At 71.6% G+C, this 17,430-nt stretch carries 16 protein-coding genes and 1 riboswitch; of the genes, 6 read left to right on the top strand and 10 right to left on the bottom strand.

What is annotated here, in order from left to right; translation table 11 throughout:
• Positions 1–9: 9 nt before the first annotated feature.
• Together ACZ4XD_RS01880 and ACZ4XD_RS01885 are read right to left on the bottom strand one after the other, a co-directional pair.
• Complete coding sequence (locus ACZ4XD_RS01880) at positions 10–1,530, bottom strand: alpha,alpha-trehalose-phosphate synthase (UDP-forming) (RefSeq protein ID WP_468037214.1); 1,521 nt, start codon at positions 1,528–1,530, stop codon at positions 10–12.
• Between the two features lie 88 nt (positions 1,531–1,618).
• Positions 1,619–2,581 (bottom strand): glucosyl-3-phosphoglycerate synthase, encoded by a 963-nt coding sequence (locus ACZ4XD_RS01885; protein WP_468037216.1) that lies wholly within the window; start codon positions 2,579–2,581, stop codon positions 1,619–1,621.
• A gap of 171 nt (positions 2,582–2,752) precedes the next feature.
• Positions 2,753–2,913, top strand: a riboswitch (SAM riboswitch).
• A gap of 17 nt (positions 2,914–2,930) precedes the next feature.
• Between ACZ4XD_RS01885 and thrC the strand changes: the two genes are divergently transcribed.
• The 4 genes from thrC (at position 2,931) to groL (ending at position 7,173) form a co-directional block, all read left to right on the top strand.
• Positions 2,931–4,214: a threonine synthase gene (gene thrC, locus ACZ4XD_RS01890; protein ID WP_468037218.1), complete on the top strand. Its 1,284-nt coding sequence runs from the start codon at positions 2,931–2,933 to the stop codon at positions 4,212–4,214.
• 83 nt (positions 4,215–4,297) lie between these two features.
• The gene (locus ACZ4XD_RS01895) at positions 4,298–4,576 is read left to right on the top strand and encodes a MoaD/ThiS family protein (RefSeq protein WP_018089727.1); all 279 of its coding nucleotides are present in this window, start codon (positions 4,298–4,300) and stop codon (positions 4,574–4,576) included.
• 423 nt (positions 4,577–4,999) lie between these two features.
• Complete coding sequence (locus ACZ4XD_RS01900; RefSeq protein ID WP_003986833.1) at positions 5,000–5,203, top strand: cold-shock protein; 204 nt, start codon at positions 5,000–5,002, stop codon at positions 5,201–5,203.
• Between the two features lie 344 nt (positions 5,204–5,547).
• On the top strand, positions 5,548–7,173 hold the full coding sequence (groL, locus tag ACZ4XD_RS01905; protein ID WP_468037220.1) for a chaperonin GroEL: 1,626 nt from the start codon (positions 5,548–5,550) through the stop codon (positions 7,171–7,173).
• Positions 7,174–7,333: 160 nt separating this feature from the next.
• Here the strand turns inward: groL and ACZ4XD_RS01910 are convergent, their stop codons facing one another.
• The 3 genes from ACZ4XD_RS01910 to ACZ4XD_RS01920 are packed head-to-tail and all read right to left on the bottom strand — an operon-like array spanning position 7,334 to position 9,652.
• On the bottom strand, positions 7,334–8,914 hold the full coding sequence (locus ACZ4XD_RS01910) for a protein kinase domain-containing protein (protein WP_468037222.1): 1,581 nt from the start codon (positions 8,912–8,914) through the stop codon (positions 7,334–7,336).
• 28 nt (positions 8,915–8,942) lie between these two features.
• The gene (locus ACZ4XD_RS01915; RefSeq protein WP_468037224.1) at positions 8,943–9,215 is read right to left on the bottom strand and encodes a hypothetical protein; all 273 of its coding nucleotides are present in this window, start codon (positions 9,213–9,215) and stop codon (positions 8,943–8,945) included.
• Positions 9,212–9,652, bottom strand: a complete 441-nt coding sequence (locus ACZ4XD_RS01920) for a hypothetical protein (protein ID WP_468037226.1) — start codon at positions 9,650–9,652, stop codon at positions 9,212–9,214. The genes ACZ4XD_RS01915 and ACZ4XD_RS01920 overlap by 4 nt, the downstream gene beginning before the upstream one ends.
• A gap of 314 nt (positions 9,653–9,966) precedes the next feature.
• Between ACZ4XD_RS01920 and ACZ4XD_RS01925 the strand changes: the two genes are divergently transcribed.
• A complete protein-coding gene (locus ACZ4XD_RS01925) occupies positions 9,967–10,446 on the top strand; it encodes a hypothetical protein (protein ID WP_468037228.1) in 480 nt (159 codons plus the stop codon).
• On the opposite strand, the gene ACZ4XD_RS01930 is transcribed toward ACZ4XD_RS01925, so the two are convergent.
• The 5 genes from ACZ4XD_RS01930 to ACZ4XD_RS01950 all read right to left on the bottom strand — a co-directional run bounded on the left by ACZ4XD_RS01930 (position 10,443) and on the right by ACZ4XD_RS01950 (position 16,927).
• The gene (locus ACZ4XD_RS01930) at positions 10,443–12,158 is read right to left on the bottom strand and encodes a sensor histidine kinase (protein WP_468037230.1); all 1,716 of its coding nucleotides are present in this window, start codon (positions 12,156–12,158) and stop codon (positions 10,443–10,445) included. The two genes, ACZ4XD_RS01925 and ACZ4XD_RS01930, sit on opposite strands and share 4 nt — an antisense overlap.
• Positions 12,155–12,916: a response regulator transcription factor gene (locus tag ACZ4XD_RS01935; protein WP_468037232.1), complete on the bottom strand. Its 762-nt coding sequence runs from the start codon at positions 12,914–12,916 to the stop codon at positions 12,155–12,157. The genes ACZ4XD_RS01930 and ACZ4XD_RS01935 overlap by 4 nt, the downstream gene beginning before the upstream one ends.
• Positions 12,917–13,193: 277 nt before the next feature.
• The gene (locus ACZ4XD_RS01940) at positions 13,194–14,834 is read right to left on the bottom strand and encodes a PTS transporter subunit EIIC (protein WP_468037234.1); all 1,641 of its coding nucleotides are present in this window, start codon (positions 14,832–14,834) and stop codon (positions 13,194–13,196) included.
• Positions 14,835–14,909: 75 nt separating this feature from the next.
• On the bottom strand, positions 14,910–15,848 hold the full coding sequence (gene murQ, locus ACZ4XD_RS01945; protein WP_468037236.1) for an N-acetylmuramic acid 6-phosphate etherase: 939 nt from the start codon (positions 15,846–15,848) through the stop codon (positions 14,910–14,912).
• A 131-nt stretch (positions 15,849–15,979) separates the two neighbouring features.
• Positions 15,980–16,927 carry a MurR/RpiR family transcriptional regulator gene (locus tag ACZ4XD_RS01950; protein ID WP_468037238.1) on the bottom strand — a complete coding sequence of 316 codons (948 nt, stop codon included), beginning with the start codon at positions 16,925–16,927 and terminating at the stop codon, positions 15,980–15,982.
• Positions 16,928–17,058: 131 nt separating this feature from the next.
• Between ACZ4XD_RS01950 and ACZ4XD_RS01955 the strand changes: the two genes are divergently transcribed.
• Positions 17,059–17,421 carry a hypothetical protein gene (locus ACZ4XD_RS01955; RefSeq protein ID WP_026169645.1) on the top strand — a complete coding sequence of 121 codons (363 nt, stop codon included), beginning with the start codon at positions 17,059–17,061 and terminating at the stop codon, positions 17,419–17,421.
• Positions 17,422–17,430: the final 9 nt, after the last annotated feature.

Raw genomic sequence — 17,430 nt, forward strand, 5'->3', positions numbered from 1 at the left:
GGAGGCGGCTCAGGCGGGCCGCGCCCCCTCCGGAGCCTCCCCCCGCAGCTCCCGCAGCTGGTCCAGGAACCACCGCGCGGGCGGCAGCGCGGTGGCCGCCGCGGCCAGCCGCTCGGTGCGTGCCGCGCGCTCGCCGTCGTCCATCGACAGCGCCTCGTGCAGCGCCTCGGCGGTGCCGACGACGTCGTACGGATTGACCGTCAGGGCATGCTCACCCAGCTCCTCGTGCGCGCCCGCCTCCCGCGACAGCACCAGCGCGCAGCCGGCGTCCGACACCACCGGGATCTCCTTGGCGACCAGGTTCATACCGTCCCTGATCGGGTTGACGAGTGCCACGTCGGCGAGCCGGTAGGCGGCCAGCGAGCGGGCGAAGTCGTCCTTGACGTGCAGCAGGACCGGCTGCCAACCCGCCGTCCCGTATTCGGCGTTGATGGCCTCGGCCACCCGCTGGACCTCCGCGGTGTAGTCGCGGTAGACGGCGAGGTCCTGGCGCGAGGGGTAGGCGAAGGCGAGGTGCACCACCCGCTCGCGCCACTCGGGGCGGTCGGCGAGAAGCTGCCGGTAGGCGAGCAGGCCCCGCACGATGTTCTTGGAGAGCTCGGTGCGGTCCACGCGGACGATGGTCCGGCGTCCCGGCCCGCCGATCTCGGTGCGCAGCGCCGCCATCCGCTCCTCGACGTCCGGGCGGTGCGCGCGCTCGCGCAGGAAATCGGCGTCGGCGCCGAGGCCGTGCACCCCGATCAGGGTCGTACGCGCCTTGCGCTCCGGGACGAGCGCGACGATGCCGGGCGCCCCGTCCTCCGGCCGTACGCGCTCGCACTGCCCGCCGAGCCCGGTCTCGGCGCAGGCCACGAAGTTCTCGGCCCACCTCCGGGTGAGGAAGTTCGCCCGGTCGGCACCGAGAATGCCCAGCGCCAGCTCCCGCTGGATGTCGTCGGGCAGCATCGCGAAGTACTCGGCGGGGGCCCACGGGGTGTGCGAGAAGTGCGCGATGCGCAGGTCGGGGCGGCGCTCGCGGAGCATGCCGGGCACCAGCGCCAGGTGGTAGTCCTGCACGAGGACGGCCGCGCCGGGCGCCGCCCCCTCGGCCAGCGCATCGGCGAAGGCCGCGTTGTACGTCTCGTACGCCGCCCACTGCGCCCGGAACTCCGCGCCGAAGACCGGCTCCAGCGGTGTCTGGTAGAGCATGTGGTGGATGAACCACAGCACGGAGTTCGCGACGCCGTTGTAGGCGGCGGCATACACCTCGGCCGGAATGTCCAGCATCCGGACACGCTGTCCACCGGTATCACCCGGCTCCAGCACACCACCCGTCCGCCGCACGGCCTCCCGGTCCCCGTCACCGAGCGCGGCACACACCCACACGGCATCGGTCTCGGGCCCGATAGCGGAAAGCCCCGACACCAGCCCGCCACCACCCCGCTTGGCGATCAGCGCCCCGTCCTCCGCCAGGCCATAGGACACCGGCCCGCGATTGGACGCGACAAGAACCTCAGCACCTGCTTGCACCGCACTGCGCTCGGAGACCATGTCGCGAAAGTAACCCGCCACAGATCCGCGCAAACGTACGGAAGCGGTCAAGGGGCGGGGCGGGTGGTGCGGCCGGCGCTCGGTGCGCTCACGCCGCCCGTCGTTCCGCGTACTCCGGGATTTCGGCCATCGGGGGGCGTTCCTCGGTGTCCACGTCCGTGGTGCGGGGGACGAAGCCCTCGTCGCCGCGGTCGAACTGGGTGAGGCGGGGGCGGACCAAGTGGCCGCGGGTCAGGCGTAGTTGGGCGGTGCGGTAGATCGCGGCGGCCATCCGGCCGAGGGCCTGGCCGTCCTGGTGGCGGTGTTTGCGTACGCCGACGTCGACCTGGGCGAGGGCGTCGAGGCCGACGGTGTGCAGGGAGTCGACGAGCAGGCCGAGCTCCACGCCGTAGCCGACCGGGAAGGGCAGCCGTTCCAGGAGGGAGCGGCGGGCCGCGTACTCGCCGCCCAGGGGCTGGACGAAGCCGGCCAGCTGCGGCCAGTGGAGGTTGAGGAGCGGGCGGGCGACCAGCTCGGTGACCCGGCCGCCCTGGCCGGCGTCGGTGCCGCCGGGGCCGGTCTCCAGGGGGCGGTCGTACATCGCCTTGACGAACTGGATGTCCGGGTCGGTCAGCAGCGGGCCGACGATCCCGGAGACGAAGGCGGCGGAGAATTCGCGCAGGTCGGCGTCGATGAAGCAGATGATGTCGCCGGTGGTGGCCAGGAGGGAGCGCCAGAGCACCTCGCCCTTGCCGGGCAGCGCGGGCAGGCGGGGGAGGACGCTGTCGCGGGACACGACCCGCGCACCGGCCGCCGCCGCGACCTCGGCGGTGCGGTCGGTGGAGCCGGAGTCCAGCACCACCAGCTCGTCGACCAGCGGCACGGTCTCGGTCATCAGCTCGGCACGGATCACCGCCACGATCGCCCCGACCGTGGCCTCCTCGTCGAGCGCGGGCAGAACGACACTGACCGTACGGCCCGTCTGGCGCTTCGCCTCCAGCAGCTGCCCCAGCGGACGGTCAGCGGCGGACCAGGAGTGGCTGGTCAGCCAGGTCTCGACCTCTTCCAGCACGGTTACGACTCCTCGGTCGCCGCCCGATCAGCGGCCTGTGTGATCCATCTCGCGGTTCGGACGACTATCTCAACTGTCAGTGCCTTCGGTTACAGTCTTGAACAACGCGGATGACCGTCGCATGTCGGGGTCCCCGCGCCACAAACGCCTGGGTTCGGCCCAGCGCCATACCGCTCATCCAGAGGGGCAGAGGGATACGGCCCGTTGAAGCCCCGGCAACCCTCCAGCCGGTCTTGCCGCCAGGACGCTGACGTCCCGCGCGCGTGAGGCTCCCGGCTAGGGAAGGTGCCAAATCCGTCTCGTGGCGAGATTCGCCGCGAGGAAGATGAGGAGAAAGGGCCTCGCCTCCATGGCTGTGCAAGTCACCGAAAACACCCCCACCGTCGCTCTGGGCCCCGCCGCAGCGCTGTCCTGCCGCGAGTGCGGACAGCGCTTCCCGCTCGGCCCGATCTTCGCGTGCCAGGAATGTTTCGGGCCGCTCGAAGTCGCATACGACCTGCCGAGCGGCGACCCCGAGGGCCTGCGGAAGCAGATCGAGGCCGGCCCGGACAACATCTGGCGCTACGCCCCGCTGCTGCCCGTCCCCACCGACGTGGCCGACAAGCCCAACCTGAACCCCGGTTTCACCAAGCTCGTCCAGGCCGACCGGCTCGCCGCCGAGCTGGGCGTCACCGGCGGGCTGTACGTCAAGGACGACTCGGGCAACCCGACGCACTCCTTCAAGGACCGCGTCGTGGCGATCGCCGTCGAGGCCGCGCGCGCCTTCGGCTTCACCACCCTCTCCTGCTCCTCCACCGGCAACCTCGCCGGTGCGGTCGGCGCCGCGGCGCGCCGCGCCGGATTCCAGTCCTGCGTGTTCATCCCGCACGACCTGGAGGCCGGCAAGGTCGTCATGGCCGCGGTCTACGGCGGTGACCTGGTCGGGATCGAGGGCAACTACGACGACGTCAACCGCTTCTGCTCCGAGCTCATCGGCGACCCGCTGGGCGAGGGCTGGGGCTTCGTCAACGTCAATCTGCGGCCGTACTACGGCGAGGGCTCCAAGACGCTCGCGTACGAGATCTGCGAGCAGCTCGGCTGGCGGCTCCCGGACCAGATCGTCATCCCGATCGCGTCCGGCTCGCAGCTCACCAAGATCGACAAGGGCCTCAAGGAGCTGATCGCCCTCGGTCTGGTCGAGGACAAGCCGTACAAGATCTTCGGTGCCCAGGCGGAGGGCTGCTCGCCGGTGTCGGCGGCCTTCAAGGCCGGACACGACGTGGTCCGGCCCCAGAAGCCGAACACCATCGCCAAGTCGCTGGCGATCGGCAACCCGGCCGACGGCCCGTATGTGCTGGACATCGCGCGCCGTACGGGCGGGGCCGTGGAGGATGTCAACGACGAGCAGGTCGTCGACGCGATCAAGCTGCTGGCCAGGACGGAAGGCATCTTCGCGGAGACCGCGGGCGGTGTGACCGTCGGCGTGACCAAGAAGCTGATCGAGAACGGCGTGCTCGACCCGTCCCTGACCACCGTCGTCCTGAACACGGGTGACGGCCTCAAGACACTCGACGCGGTCGCCCCCACCTCCGGGCCCACGGCCACCATCCGTCCGAACCTGGACGCGTTCCGCGCGGCCGGCCTGGCCCGCTGAGGTCGCCGGCCCGTCCGGCAGCTGGCGGACGAGGCCGCGACCGGCCCCCGAACTCGTACTCCGTACCCCTGGAAGGCAGAACCATGAGCGTCAAGGTCCGCATCCCCACCATCCTCCGCACGTACACCGGTGGCCAGGCCGAGGTCCCCGCCGAGGGCGCGACCCTCTCCGAGGTGATCGCCGACCTGGAGCAGAACCACCAGGGCATCGCGGCCCGTGTGCTGGACGACGCCGGCAAGCTGCGCCGCTTCGTGAACGTGTACGTCAACGACGACGATGTGCGCTTCGAGCAGGGCCTGGAGACGCCCACCCCGGACGGCGCGGGCATCTCGATCATCCCGGCGGTGGCCGGCGGCTGCTGATTTGCGCCAACTCTTCTCCTTCATGACTGGAATTGGCCCGTCCGCCGGAAAGCGGACGGGGCAATTCCATGTTGTGAAAGGAGATACCATTGGGGTGATCCCCCTCCGGATATCACCGTGCGCGTGCCGAACGCATATGTGTTCGCGATCAGTTGTGGCCAAAGTGTGGGCGGTATTTGTCGCCTAGGTGCCCTATGCCCGGCCCGACTTGCCCTGGAGAACTGGGATTTCGCCGCATATTGCCGATTCTCCGGCGCCGGAATTCTCGTCCGATTGACCTGTTGCTCTGGGCATCTGTGCAGATACATTCAGCGGCGGTCGACGCGTTCCGGCGCACACCCCACGGGCCTTTCGCGGGGTGAGGTCTGACCCGGGTCCGCGGAGTGCGGTCCTGCGCAAGGGCCAGTAATAGGGGAGTTAGGCATGGCTCAGGGCACCGTCAAGTGGTTCAACGCGGAGAAGGGGTACGGCTTCATCGCGGTCGACGGTGGTGCGGATGTTTTCGTCCACTACAGCGCGATCCAGATGGACGGCTACCGCACCCTTGAGGAGGGTCAGCGGGTCGAGTTCGAGATCTCGCAGGGCCAGAAGGGGCCGCAGGCGGACATGGTCCGGGTGGCCGGCTGAGGCGCCGACCGACTGCTGCGTGAGGAAGGCCCGTACCCCTGAGGGGGGTACGGGCCTTCGGCTGTCCACCGGGCGGGCGGGGCTCCCCGGGTCGGGGCGTGCGGCTCGGGTGTCCCGCGGCCGCCAACCCCGCGGGAGTCTTCCACGAAGTCGCCTTGCACTCGACGGGTGCGAGTGCTAATCATTGGCGTTAGCACTCTCCCAGTGAGAGTGACAAAGAAGGACCGGGTCGGTGAGGCCCGCAGGTTGCGTGGGGCAAGGAACCACACAGGCTTGCAGGTCGTCCGTCGCGGGCGCCAGCGCGGTCCGGAGCAATCCACCCCAGTCCGGGAGGACCACTTCACATGGCCAAGATCATCGCGTTCGACGAGGAGGCACGGCGCGGTCTCGAGCGCGGGATGAACCAGCTCGCCGACGCCGTCAAGGTCACCCTCGGCCCCAAGGGCCGCAACGTCGTCCTCGAGAAGAAGTGGGGCGCCCCCACGATCACCAACGATGGTGTGTCCATCGCCAAGGAGATCGAGCTCGAGGACCCGTACGAGAAGATCGGCGCCGAGCTGGTCAAGGAGGTCGCGAAGAAGACGGACGACGTCGCCGGTGACGGCACGACGACCGCGACCGTCCTGGCCCAGGCCCTGGTCCGCGAGGGCCTGCGCAACGTCGCCGCCGGCGCCAACCCGATGGCCCTCAAGCGCGGTATCGAGCGCGCCGTCGAGGCCGTCTCCGCCGCCCTGCTGGAGCAGGCCAAGGACGTGGAGACCAAGGAGCAGATCGCTTCGACCGCCTCCATCTCCGCCGCTGACACCCAGATCGGCGAGCTGATCGCCGAGGCCATGGACAAGGTCGGCAAGGAAGGCGTCATCACCGTCGAGGAGTCCCAGACCTTCGGTCTGGAGCTGGAGCTCACCGAGGGTATGCGCTTCGACAAGGGCTACATCTCGGCGTACTTCGCCACCGACATGGAGCGTATGGAGGCGTCGCTCGACGACCCGTACATCCTCATCGTCAACTCCAAGATCGGCAGCGTGAAGGACCTGCTGCCGCTCCTGGAGAAGGTCATGCAGTCCGGCAAGCCGCTGCTGATCATCGCCGAGGACGTCGAGGGCGAGGCCCTGTCGACCCTGGTCGTCAACAAGATCCGTGGCACCTTCAAGTCCGTCGCCGTCAAGGCCCCGGGCTTCGGTGACCGCCGCAAGGCCATGCTCGGCGACATCGCCATCCTCACCGGTGGCACCGTCATCTCCGAGGAGGTCGGCCTCAAGCTGGAGAACGCCGGTCTCGAACTGCTCGGCCGCGCCCGCAAGGTCGTCATCACCAAGGACGAGACCACCATCGTCGACGGTGCCGGTGACAGCGAGCAGGTCCAGGGCCGCGTCAACCAGATCCGCGCCGAGATCGAGAACAGCGACTCGGACTACGACCGCGAGAAGCTCCAGGAGCGTCTGGCGAAGCTGGCCGGCGGCGTGGCCGTCATCAAGGCCGGTGCCGCCACCGAGGTCGAGCTCAAGGAGCGCAAGCACCGCATCGAGGACGCCGTTCGCAACGCGAAGGCGGCCGTCGAGGAGGGCATCGTCGCCGGCGGTGGCGTCGCCCTGCTCCAGGCCTCCCAGGTCTTCGAGAAGCTGGAGCTCGACGGTGACGAGGCGACCGGCGCCAACGCCGTGAAGCTCGCCCTGGAGGCCCCGCTCAAGCAGATCTCCGTCAACGGCGGCCTTGAGGGCGGCGTCGTGGTGGAGAAGGTGCGCAACCTGGCCGTCGGCCACGGTCTGAACGCCGCGACCGGTGAGTACGTCGACATGATCGCCGAGGGCATCATCGACCCGGCCAAGGTCACGCGCTCCGCGCTGCAGAACGCCGCCTCCATCGCGGCGCTCTTCCTCACCACCGAGGCCGTCATCGCCGACAAGCCGGAGAAGGCCGCCGCGGCGGGCGCTCCGGGCGGCATGCCGGGCGGTGACATGGACTTCTGATCCGCTGCGGATCGGAACGCTGATCCTCCCGGATCAACACGTCCACACGAACGCCGGGGCGGCACCCTCCTTTAAGGGGGGTGCCGCCCCGGCGGCGTTGGTGCGGGGGGTATGCGGTGGCGGCGGATCTGCTGTTCCGTGGATCTGAGGTGCGGTCAGGTCATGGGCGTGCCGGGCGGTGGTGGGCGCGGGGGCGGCCCTCCGGCACTCTGACCCGGATCGTGGACCCGCGGGCGACGCCGGTGCCCGGCCCCGGCGTCTGCGCGCACACGGTGCGCGGCTCGGCGGGCCCCTCCGGGCAGTGCCGGCCCGGCAGGCGCTTGACCGGCATCACCCGGAGCCCCGCTCGCTCGGCGGCGGCCCGCGCCCGCGGCAGCGTGCTGCCGACGAGGGCGGGAACCCGGGCCTTGCCCCGGCCGGCCTGCTCGCCCTTCGGCTGCCGGCCGTCCGCCTGCTCGTCCGCCGATTGCCGGCCGGGCTCCTGCTCCGGCGACTCGTCCGGTGCCGGGGAGGCCGGGCTCGCGGTGCCGGACGCCCCGGCGCTCGCTGTGGTGGCGTCCGGCTCCCCGCTGCCCGGGACCGTGAGGGCGTACGCGCCGGCCACTACGGCCAGCAGGGCGCCCACCAGCAGCCCGGCCGTCCGGCCGACCCGGCGCCGGGCCGGCCGGGAGCGGCGCCCCCGGTCGCCCCGGACGGCGGGATCCGGGTCGGGGAACACCAGCGTCGGGTCCGTGTGCAGGCTCGACGCGGGCGGGCTCGGGGTGAGCGGGCCGGATGTGCGGGGGCGGGGGGGGGGGGGGGGGGGGGGGGGGCCCCCCCCCGCGTCCGCCGGCCCACCGAACGCCGCCGCCGGGCCCGGGTCCGAGTGCCCGGAGGGGAGGCCGCCCAGGATCCGCTCGACGGTGCCGAGCATCGCCTCGGCGTTCGGCGGGCGGTCCGTGGGCTCCTTGTTCAGTGCCCGGAGCACGAGCGCATCGCACTCGGGGGGCAGCTGTGGCACATGGGCTGACGGGGGTTCCGGAGTGGCCTCCGCATGCTGGAGTACCAGGTCCAGCACGCCCTCACCGAGGAACGGCGGACGCCCCGTCAGCAACTCGTACAACAGACAGCCGGTGGAATAGAGGTCGGCGGGGGCACCCACGGTCTCTCCCCGGGCCTGCTCCGGGGAGAGGTACGGGGGAGTGCCGACGACCGTGGTGTCCGGGGGCAGGTCCGCCCCCGGCACCGCCACGAGCCGCGCGATGCCGAAGTCTGTCACCTTGACGGCACCGTCGTGGGTGAGCATCACATTGGCGGGTTTGATGTCGCTGTGGACGATGCCGCTGTGATGCGCGTGCGCCAGCGCCTTCAGCACTCCGGCGGTCAACTCCAGCGCCCTGGCGGGCGGGAGCCGGTGCCGGTCGTGCAGCAGGTCCGCGAAGGTCGCCCCGTCGACCCGTTCCATCACGATGTACGGAACGAACGTGCCGTCCACCATGTCCTCGTCGGTGTCGTAGACCGCGACGATCGACGGGTGGTTGAGCGACGCCGCCGAGCGCGCCTCGTTCCTGAAGCGCGCCAGCGACTTCGGGTCCCCGACCAGGTCGGACCGCAGGGTCTTGACCGCGACGCCGCGGCCGAGCCGCAGGTCGTGCGCGGCATGGACCTCGGCGGTGCCGCCCCGGCCGAGCCGGTCGCCCAGCTCGTACCGGCCGCCCAGCCGGCGTGCTCCCGCGGTGTGCGGGCCCGGGGGAGAGCCCACGGATGCCCCCGCCTCCATCACCGGCTCCTCACTGAGGGTCCTCGGCCGCGTCGGCGTCGGCGTCGTCCGCCGCCTTCTCGGCGTCCTGGATCTTCTTCTCCATCTCCGCTTCCTCAGCGGACGAACCGGAGGGGCCGGGCGAACCGGAGGACCCCTGTGGCGCCGAGGACGACGCACCGCTGCCTCCGGAGCCCCCCGGGGACGCCTGGCCGGAGTCTCCCGAACAGCCGGTGGCCGCCAGGACCGGTACCGCGACCGCCGCCGTCAGCAGCAGCGCGATCCGCCGGGAACGTCGCCTCATGAGCCGCTGCCGTCCTTGGCGTCGTCCTTCTTCTCGCACCAGGTCGCGACGGCCTTGAGGTCACGGAGCTTCCGGGTGAGGTCCGGCTTCAGCTCCTTGCGGTGGGTGAGCCGGTCCTGGAGGAACGTGGCGACCTCCTCGTGGCCCTTGGAGTGGGCCTTCTTCACCCGCGCCGCCATCCGTGCGATCGAACCGCGGGTGCCCGCATCGCCGTTGAGCCGGTCGAGCGCCTTGTTGAGGCGCTTCTCGATGTGGGGCACCCGCTCACAGAGGCTCTTGCCGTGGCCCTTGTGGGCGGTCTTCGGGGCCGTTGCCGCGGGGGCGGCGGCCGGGCTGTCGGAGCCCGCCGCGTTCGCCGGTCCTGCCGTGGCCAGCAGGGAACCGGTGAGCGCGAGTCCGGCCAGAACTCCTGCCACTGCGGTCTTGGGACGCTGCATGGTGGTGCTCCCTTCCAGGAACGAATGGCTTCCCGGAAACGAAGGGTTTCCGGAAAGGGATGGACGCGGCCGTACCCGGTCTCCCGTGGAGGCGGACCGGCCGGTGGCACAGAACGTAGGGACGTTCCTTGTGGGGATCTTGTGACTCGGTGCGGTGTGCGTCGTCCCGTGGAGGAGCCGAGGTAGGAGAGCCGGCAGACGTGCGCCGACACAAGGAATCCACAAGGAACGTCCTTACGCTCCGGGTCAGTTGCGCGTCAGCCTCCGCGTCAGCGGCAGCGCACGCACCGAGCCGTCGAACCCCGGGAGACACCGTGGACCGCGTTGATTTCCTTCTGCCGGACGAGCCCTCCCGTACGAGCTCCTCCACCCTCGCCGTTCTGGGGCCGCGTGCCCTGCGGCTGCCCCTGAGCGGCTGGCTGCTGCACCTCGCGCGCGGCTCCGAGGGCCGCCCGGCGCTGGAGGTGCACAGCGGGGCCGGACTGATCGATGTGTCCGTGGTGAGCACGCTCTGCGCCTCACCGCTCAGGGGCGCCCGGCGCGGCGGCGGGACGGCGGCGCCCTGGTCGCTGGCGTGGGGGCAGTTGCCGCCCGGCGCCGATGTCGTCGGGGTGTCCTTCCGCGGGTGGCGGAGCAGCCGGTGCGTGCAGGCGGTCACGCTCGCCGATGCGTACTGGGTCGCCGAGGTCGACGGCCACTTCCGCTCGGTGACGTGCTCCGCGGGGGCGAGTCGGGTGACGACGCGGGTGGCCAGGGAGGCCCGGCGGCGGGAGGGGGGAGCGGCAGGTTCCTAGGGGGCGGGCGGAGCCGACTCTGGGCTGGGCCCCGAAACGAACTCCGGGGCGAACCCCTCGGCCGGAATCTCGCTCAGCCAGACGCGGCGCAGCGGCAGTTGCAGGGTGCGGGTGTCGGCCTCCACGTCAACGGGACGGGGCAGCCGCACCTCGAACCGGGCGCCGGTCCCCGTGGGCCGGTCCATGATCTCCACGGTGCCGCGGTGCAGGGCGATCTGCTGGGCCACCAGGGTCAGCCCCAGCCCCGAGCCCGGGCTGTCCGTGCGCCGGTGGAACCGCTGGAAGACCTGCTGACGCGCTTCCGGCGCGATGCCCGGACCCTCGTCGTCCACCGTGAGCACGGCGACCGGTTCCGCCGGTGAGCCGCCGGGCCGCAGCACCGCCTCGACCCGTGCCGGTACGCCCGGCCGGCTCCCGTGGACCACCGCATTGCGGAGCAGGTTCTCCACCGCCATCCGCAGCCCCGGCTCCCAGGCGCTCAGCCGTAGCCCGGGGGCGATGCGCACGGTCAGCCCGACGCCGGGGTGCTGCCGTCGCACCTCGTCCACCGCCACGGCGACCAGCTCGGAGAGGTCCACCGGACCGAAGGCGCCGGCCTCCACCAAGTCGCCCTGGGCGAGCGCCCGGAGCGCGGTCAGCGTGCCCATCAGCCGCTGCTGTCCGGCGTGCAGGTCGTCCAGGACCTCGGCACGGTCGGCGGGGTCGAGGTCCGGGTGGTCGGCGAGGATGTCCAGATTGGTCTGCATACCCATCAACGGGGTGCGCAGTTCGTGCGAGGCGGTCGCGGAGAAGGCCCGCGCGGTGGCCAGCGCTTCCTGGGTCCGCGCTGCCTGCTCGTCGTACCGGGTCAGTACGGTCTGGAGGGTGCGGGCCAGGTCGTCCACCTCGGTGATCCGCGACCGGGTGTGGTCCAGACGGGCCGTGCTGGTGCGGGGGTCCAGCCCGCCGGCCCGGCGTTGAAGCCGGCGCAGCGGCCGGGTGGCGCGTCCGGCGATGGCCAGGGAGAGCAGCCCGGTCAGTGGTGCGGTGATCAGCGCCACCAGGACGATGCGCCGCTGAACGGTGTCGATCTTGCCGCTCCCGGCCGACCCGCGGGAGAACACCCACAGCGTGCCGTGCGGGTTCCGGGCGCTCGAACCGCGCACCTCCACCGACAGCGCGCGCCAGGCTTTCCCGTGGGACCGGACGGTCACCGGGGCGGAGGCGGCGTCCGGCAGGGCCACGGTGCCGGCGGGCTGGGGGCCGGCCTGGGCCACCATCCGGTACGCCGGTCGTACGGGCGTGGCAGCCTGCCCGGCCGTGGTTGCCTGGCCCTGGCTCGCGTTCTGCCCGCGCGAGGTCCCGCTCTGCCCGCCCGTGGCGGTGCCCTGCCCGCCGGTGGTGGTGTGCCGGCCGCCGGTGGCCGCGTCCCCGCCGCCGTTACCGGGCATCCCCGGCTTGTCCGCGGCCGTGAGGAGCCGCACCCCGACGTCGAGGCCTGCGTCGAGCAGCCGCCGCTCCTGGTTCGCCGCCTTCCGCGGCTGTCCATTGCCCTCGGTCCGCAGCAGCCCCCTGGCCAGCGGCAGCAGCACCGCGGCCCGCTCCCGCAGATGGGCGTCCTGCTCGGCGTGCACGTCATGGGTGACCAGGCGCAGGAGCAGCAGCCCCGAGCCCAGGACGAGCAGGGGCATGGCGATGCCCATCGCGAGGGCGATCCGGGTCGAGAGCCTCATCGTGCGGACCCCTTCCGGGTGTCCGTCCATCCGTCCGCCCGGCTTTCCGCCCGCCCGGTCGTCCGCTCGTCCGCCCGCAGGACGAAGCCGACGCCGCGGACCGTATGGACCAGGCGCGGTCGCCCGTCGGACTCCAGCTTGCGCCGGAGGTAGCTCACAAAGGTGTCGACGGCATCGGTGCGGACGGCGAAGTCGTATCCCCACACCCGGTCCAGCAACTGGTCACGGGTGAGCACCACCCCCGCGTTGCGGGCGAGCACCTCCAGCAGCTCGAACTCCCGCCGGGTGAGCCGGACCGGCGCCCCCTGGTACGTCACCTCGCGGGCCGCCGTGTCGAGGACGAGCTCACCGATCCGCACCTCGTCCCTGCCCCCGGGCGGACGGCGGCGCAACAGGGCCTCCAGCCGAAGCACCAGTTCCTTGAGCGCGAACGGCTTGACCAGGTAGTCGTCGGCCCCGGCCTGCAACCCCGCTACCCGGTCTTCCAGTTCGTCCAGCGCGGACAGCATCAGTACCGGCACCTCATCCCCGTTGGCGCGCAGGGTGCGGCAGATGTCGGTGCCGCTGAGGCCCGGCAGGGAGACGTCCAGGACCACCACGTCCGGAGGACGCTCCGTCAGTTCTGTCAGGGCCGCCGGACCGTCCTCGGCGAGCGCCACGGTGAACCCGTTCAGCCGGAGGCCGCGCCCGAGGGAACGCAGGATCATCGCGTCGTCATCGACGACCAGGACTCGGTCCGGGCGCTTGGCCGCGCACATTCCAGGCTCCGTCTTCGTCTCAGCGGGCGGCTCATCCGCTCGCCCCGCAGTTGTTGCAGCACCATCGGCCGTCCGGCCCTTGGACCACAGAGCTACCGCATCGTGTGCAGTTCACTGTCGACGCCGTCCCGGTTCACTGACCCACTCACCGACGGCACGCCCTGCAAGGTAGCCGCGGCGCGACCGTAGAGCGCAATCTTGTGGGTTCTCTGTGGCTGTTCCGGTACGCCCGCCCGAATGCCGGACTTTTGTCGAGGCTCGGGTGATTCCGTCGAATTCAGGGTGCTCCGGGTCTCAGGCCGGCCCGTGCTCCGAGCGGAGTGGGGCTTCCCGTGGTTGCGGTGGTTGAGGGGGCCGGCTCTGCGGCTGCGGGGTCTGTGGCGGTGGGGGTGTCGTCAGGGTCCGCGTTCAGCTCCGTCCGCAGCTGCTTGCCGAAGCCGAAGAAGTAGGTGGCGAGGAAGCCGACGAGGTAGCCGACGGCCAGGCCCAGGGCGTAGACGACGAGGGTGGTGGCGAGCGGCTGGTTGCCCCTGACCAGGGGGAACAGGGCCCAGCCGGAAGGGCCGATGGCGGTGGAGCCGACGGCGTCGCCGAGTTGGTTGAAGAGGCCGACGAAGGCGCCACCGGCGGCGCCGCCCAGGCAGGCGGTGATGAAGGGGCGGCCCAGGGGGAGCGAGACGCCGTAGATCAGGGGTTCGCCGACGCCCAGGAACCCTGCGGGGAGGGCGGACTTGATGGTCCGGCGGATCGAACGGTTGCGGGGCAGGCGGAGGTAGACGGCGATCGCGGCGCCGACCTGGCCCGCGCCGGCCATGGCGAGGATCGGCAGCAGGACCGTGTAGCCCTGCTGCTCGATGAGGGTGGTGTGCAGGGGGATGAGGGCTTGGTGGAGGCCCAGCATGACGAGGGGGAGGAAGAGGCCGCCCAGGACGAGGCCGGCGAATGCGCCGCCGTGGGCCAGCAGCCAGTTGGCGCCCGTGCCGATCGCGGTGGCGACCTCGCCCGCGACGTACATCAGGCCGAAGAGCGTGACCAGGCCCGTGACCAGGACCGTAACGGTGGGGGTGACCAGGACGTCCAGCGCCTCGGGGACGGCCTTGCGGCACCGCTTCTCCACCTGGACGGCGAGCAGCGCCGCGGCTAGTGCGCCGAGCACCCCGCCCTGGCCGGGGGAGAGGTGTTGGCCGAAGGCGGTGATGTGGGTGACGCCCGGGAAGACGATGACGGCGGCGACCGCGCCGCCGAGAATCGGGGTGCCGCCGAATTCCTTGGCGGTGTTGTAGCCGACGAAGACGGCGATGAGGGACATGAAGCCGGAGGCCATGGCGGCGAGGGCGGGGACGACGGACGGCAGCTGACCGAGGTTGGTCAGCAGGCCGTTGATGCCGGCGATGATGCCGCAGCCGATCAGGGCCGGGATCAGCGGGACGAAGATATTGGCGATCCGGCGGAGGAACAGCTTCACAGGGGTGGCGTTCCGCGATTTCTGCCGGGCCTTCAGGGCGGCGCCTTGGGCGGCCAGTTCATCGGCGGTGGTGGTGGCGTCGGAGGCGGGGGCAGCGGCGGTCGTGGGTGGTGTCGGGGCTGGGGGCGACCCGGCAGGGGCCGTAGCCGGTGCGGGTGCGGCGGCCTTCGGTTCCGGGGCCGGTGGGGTGTCGGGGGACTGTGTCACCAGGCGCTCGAATTCCGGGGTGACCCGGGCGACCGTTCCGGGGCCCAGCACGATTTGGTACGTGTCGTCCTCGACCACGCCCATGACCGCCGGCAGGGCCTTGAGGGCCTCGTCCTGGACCAGGGAGCGGTCCTGGATGCCGAGGCGGAGCCGGGTCATGCAGTGGGCGATGGAGGTGAGGTTTCCGGCGCCGCCGACGAGCGGGAGGAGCGCGGCAGCGATGGCGTGGTTCTTGTCTTCGGGCATGTGCGGTGCCTTGCTGTGCGGTCAAACGTGGCCAGGGGGTCGGGCCGTACGGGGCGTGGCGGGCAGGAGTGGGTCTCAGTGGTCCTCGGCGGCCTGGAGGGCGGCGCGGAGGTGGCCGTCGGCGGCGTCGAGGAGACGGGCGGCGGTGGGGGCGTCGACTCCGCCGAGGAGGGTGAGGATGGCGTTCTTCACCTCGCCGTCCGTGCTGCGGAGCGCCGTCTCGATCTCCTGGTCGGAAGCGCCGGTGGCGAGCGCGACGATGCGGCGCGAGCGGGCCCGCAGTTTCTCGTTGGAGGCGCGGACATCGACCATCAGATTCCCGTAGGTCTTGCCCAGCCGGATCATGGTGATGGTCGAGAGCATATTGAGCACGAGCTTCTGGGCGGTGCCCGCCTTGAGCCGGGTGGAGCCGGTCAGCAGCTCGGGTCCGACCACGACCTCGATGCCGTGCTCGGCGGCCGCGGCCAGCGCCGAATCGGCGTTGCAGGACAGGCCGATGGTCAGCGCGCCCAGGGCGCGGGCATGCTCGACGGCCCCGATCGCGTAGGGAGTCCGGCCGGAGGCGGAGATGCCGACGACGGTGTCCAGGTCGGTCAGGCCGATCGCGCTCAGATCCTCGATCGCGAACTTCGTGCTGTCCTCGGCGCCCTCGACGGCGTTGACCAGCGCGGACGGGCCGCCCGCGATCAGCCCGAGCACCTCGGACGGGTCGGTGTTGAAGGTCGGCGGGCATTCGCTGGCGTCCAGCACGCCGAGGCGGCCGGCCGTGCCGGCGCCGGCGTAGATCAGCCGGCCGCCGCGGGCCATCCGCGCGGCGGTGGCGTCGATGGCGGCGGCGATCTCCGGGAGCCGCCGGGCGACGGCGGCGGGGACCGTGGCGTCCTCGTCGTTCATCGTGCGGGCGATGTCCAGGGTGGGGCGGCGGTCGATCTCGGCGAGCTCGGGCCGGTACGCCTCGGTGGTGAGGGTGTCCAACTGGGCGCGCAGAGGGGCGCGGTCGGCGGGGGAGGTCATGGCGTGGCGACTCTCTTCGGTCGGGCTCGTGGGGGCCGTGGCTTTTCGGCTGTCCCGCCGCCGGGTGCCGTCGTGCCCACCCGTGCCGTCTCCCGGCGGCACGGGGCCCACAACGGTGGGGCGGTGCGAGGTCAGCGCTGGTTGTTGCGCGGCGAGTGGCGGTGGGCGAGGGCCTCGTACGAGGCGGACAGCGCGGGGGCCGCGGTCTCGTACGTACGCTGCGCGACGCCTATGAACAGGCAGTCCACGACCAGCAGCTGACTCGTCCGGGACGACATCGCGGCCGGGCGCAGCTCGCTCTCGCGGGCCGTGGACGTGGTCAGGATGTGGTCGGCGTACGAGGCGATGTCGCCGTCCGGGCGGCCGGTGATGGCGATCGTCGTCGCGCCGTGGTCGAAGGCCACCCGCAGGGGCTCTATGACATCGGTGGTCCGCCCGGAGTGCGTGATGGCGATGGCGACATCGCCGGTGCGCATCTGCACGGCGTTCGTCACGGCCAGATGCGGGTCCGCGTGCGCATGCGCGATCAGGCCGATGCGCAGCAGCTTCTGGACGAGGTCCTGGCCGACGAGGTTGGAGGCCCCTATGCCGTACACATCGATACGGCGGGCACCGGCGAGCGCGGCGACGGCGGCTTCGAGCTGGGTGACGTCCAGCGCGGCGGCGGTGTCGGCCAGGCACTGCTGCTCTTCCTGCGCCAGCTTCGCGACGACATCGACGAGGGAGTCATCGACCGCTATGTCCGCGGTCACCGCGGGCGCGCCGCCGGCCGCCTGCTGCGCGGCGAGGGCGGCGAGCGCGAGGCGCAGATCGCGATAGCCCGGGTAGCCGAGCAGCCGGGAGGTCCGCACGACGGTGGCCTCGCTGGTGCCCGTGCGCTCCGCGAGACCGGTGACGGTGAGGGCGGCGCAGCCGGCCGGGTCGCTCGCGACGGTCTCGGCGACCCGCTGCATGGAGCGGGTCATCGTCGGCGCGAGGGTGCGGACCTTGGCGGCCAGCGCCGCGGGGGCGGGTGGGGCCGGGGCCGGTCGGGTCTCGGCGGGGACGTCCTTGAAAGTTTCCTTCACGCTACTGCTCACGCTTGAAAAGTAATTTCATCGACCGCTCGGCGTCAATACCCTCTGTGAGTGCTGTGGACAGAGCGAGTGGCCGCGGCGTGGGCTGTGGACAACTCCGCTCGGCGGTCGGCGGCCGGGAGACAATGGGGGGCATGGAGATGGAACAGGCATTGCACGCCGCGCGGGCGCTGGTGCTCGCCGACCTGATGGCGGACAAGGTGGCTGACGCCGACATCGTCTCGCTCGTGGAGGATGCGGTCGTCCACCGCCGGTGGTGGGTGGAGCAATGGCCTGAAGGCGCGGCATTCGTCGCAGGACTCATAGCGCAGGACGTCCAGGACGCCCTCCTGGACCGCTACGGCCGCTGGCCGCTGTGCCCTGTGTGCACGGAGTCGGGGGATCCCCATGCACTTGATGTCGAACCGGAGTTGGGGACCGATCCGCACTGGGTCTGCCCCAAGACAGCTGTCGCGGTGGCCCGGGTCGGCCGGCTCGGCGCCCCGATGGAAGGCTGAGGTGGTTGA

The organism is Streptomyces sp. NPDC029466, assembly GCF_055574515.1.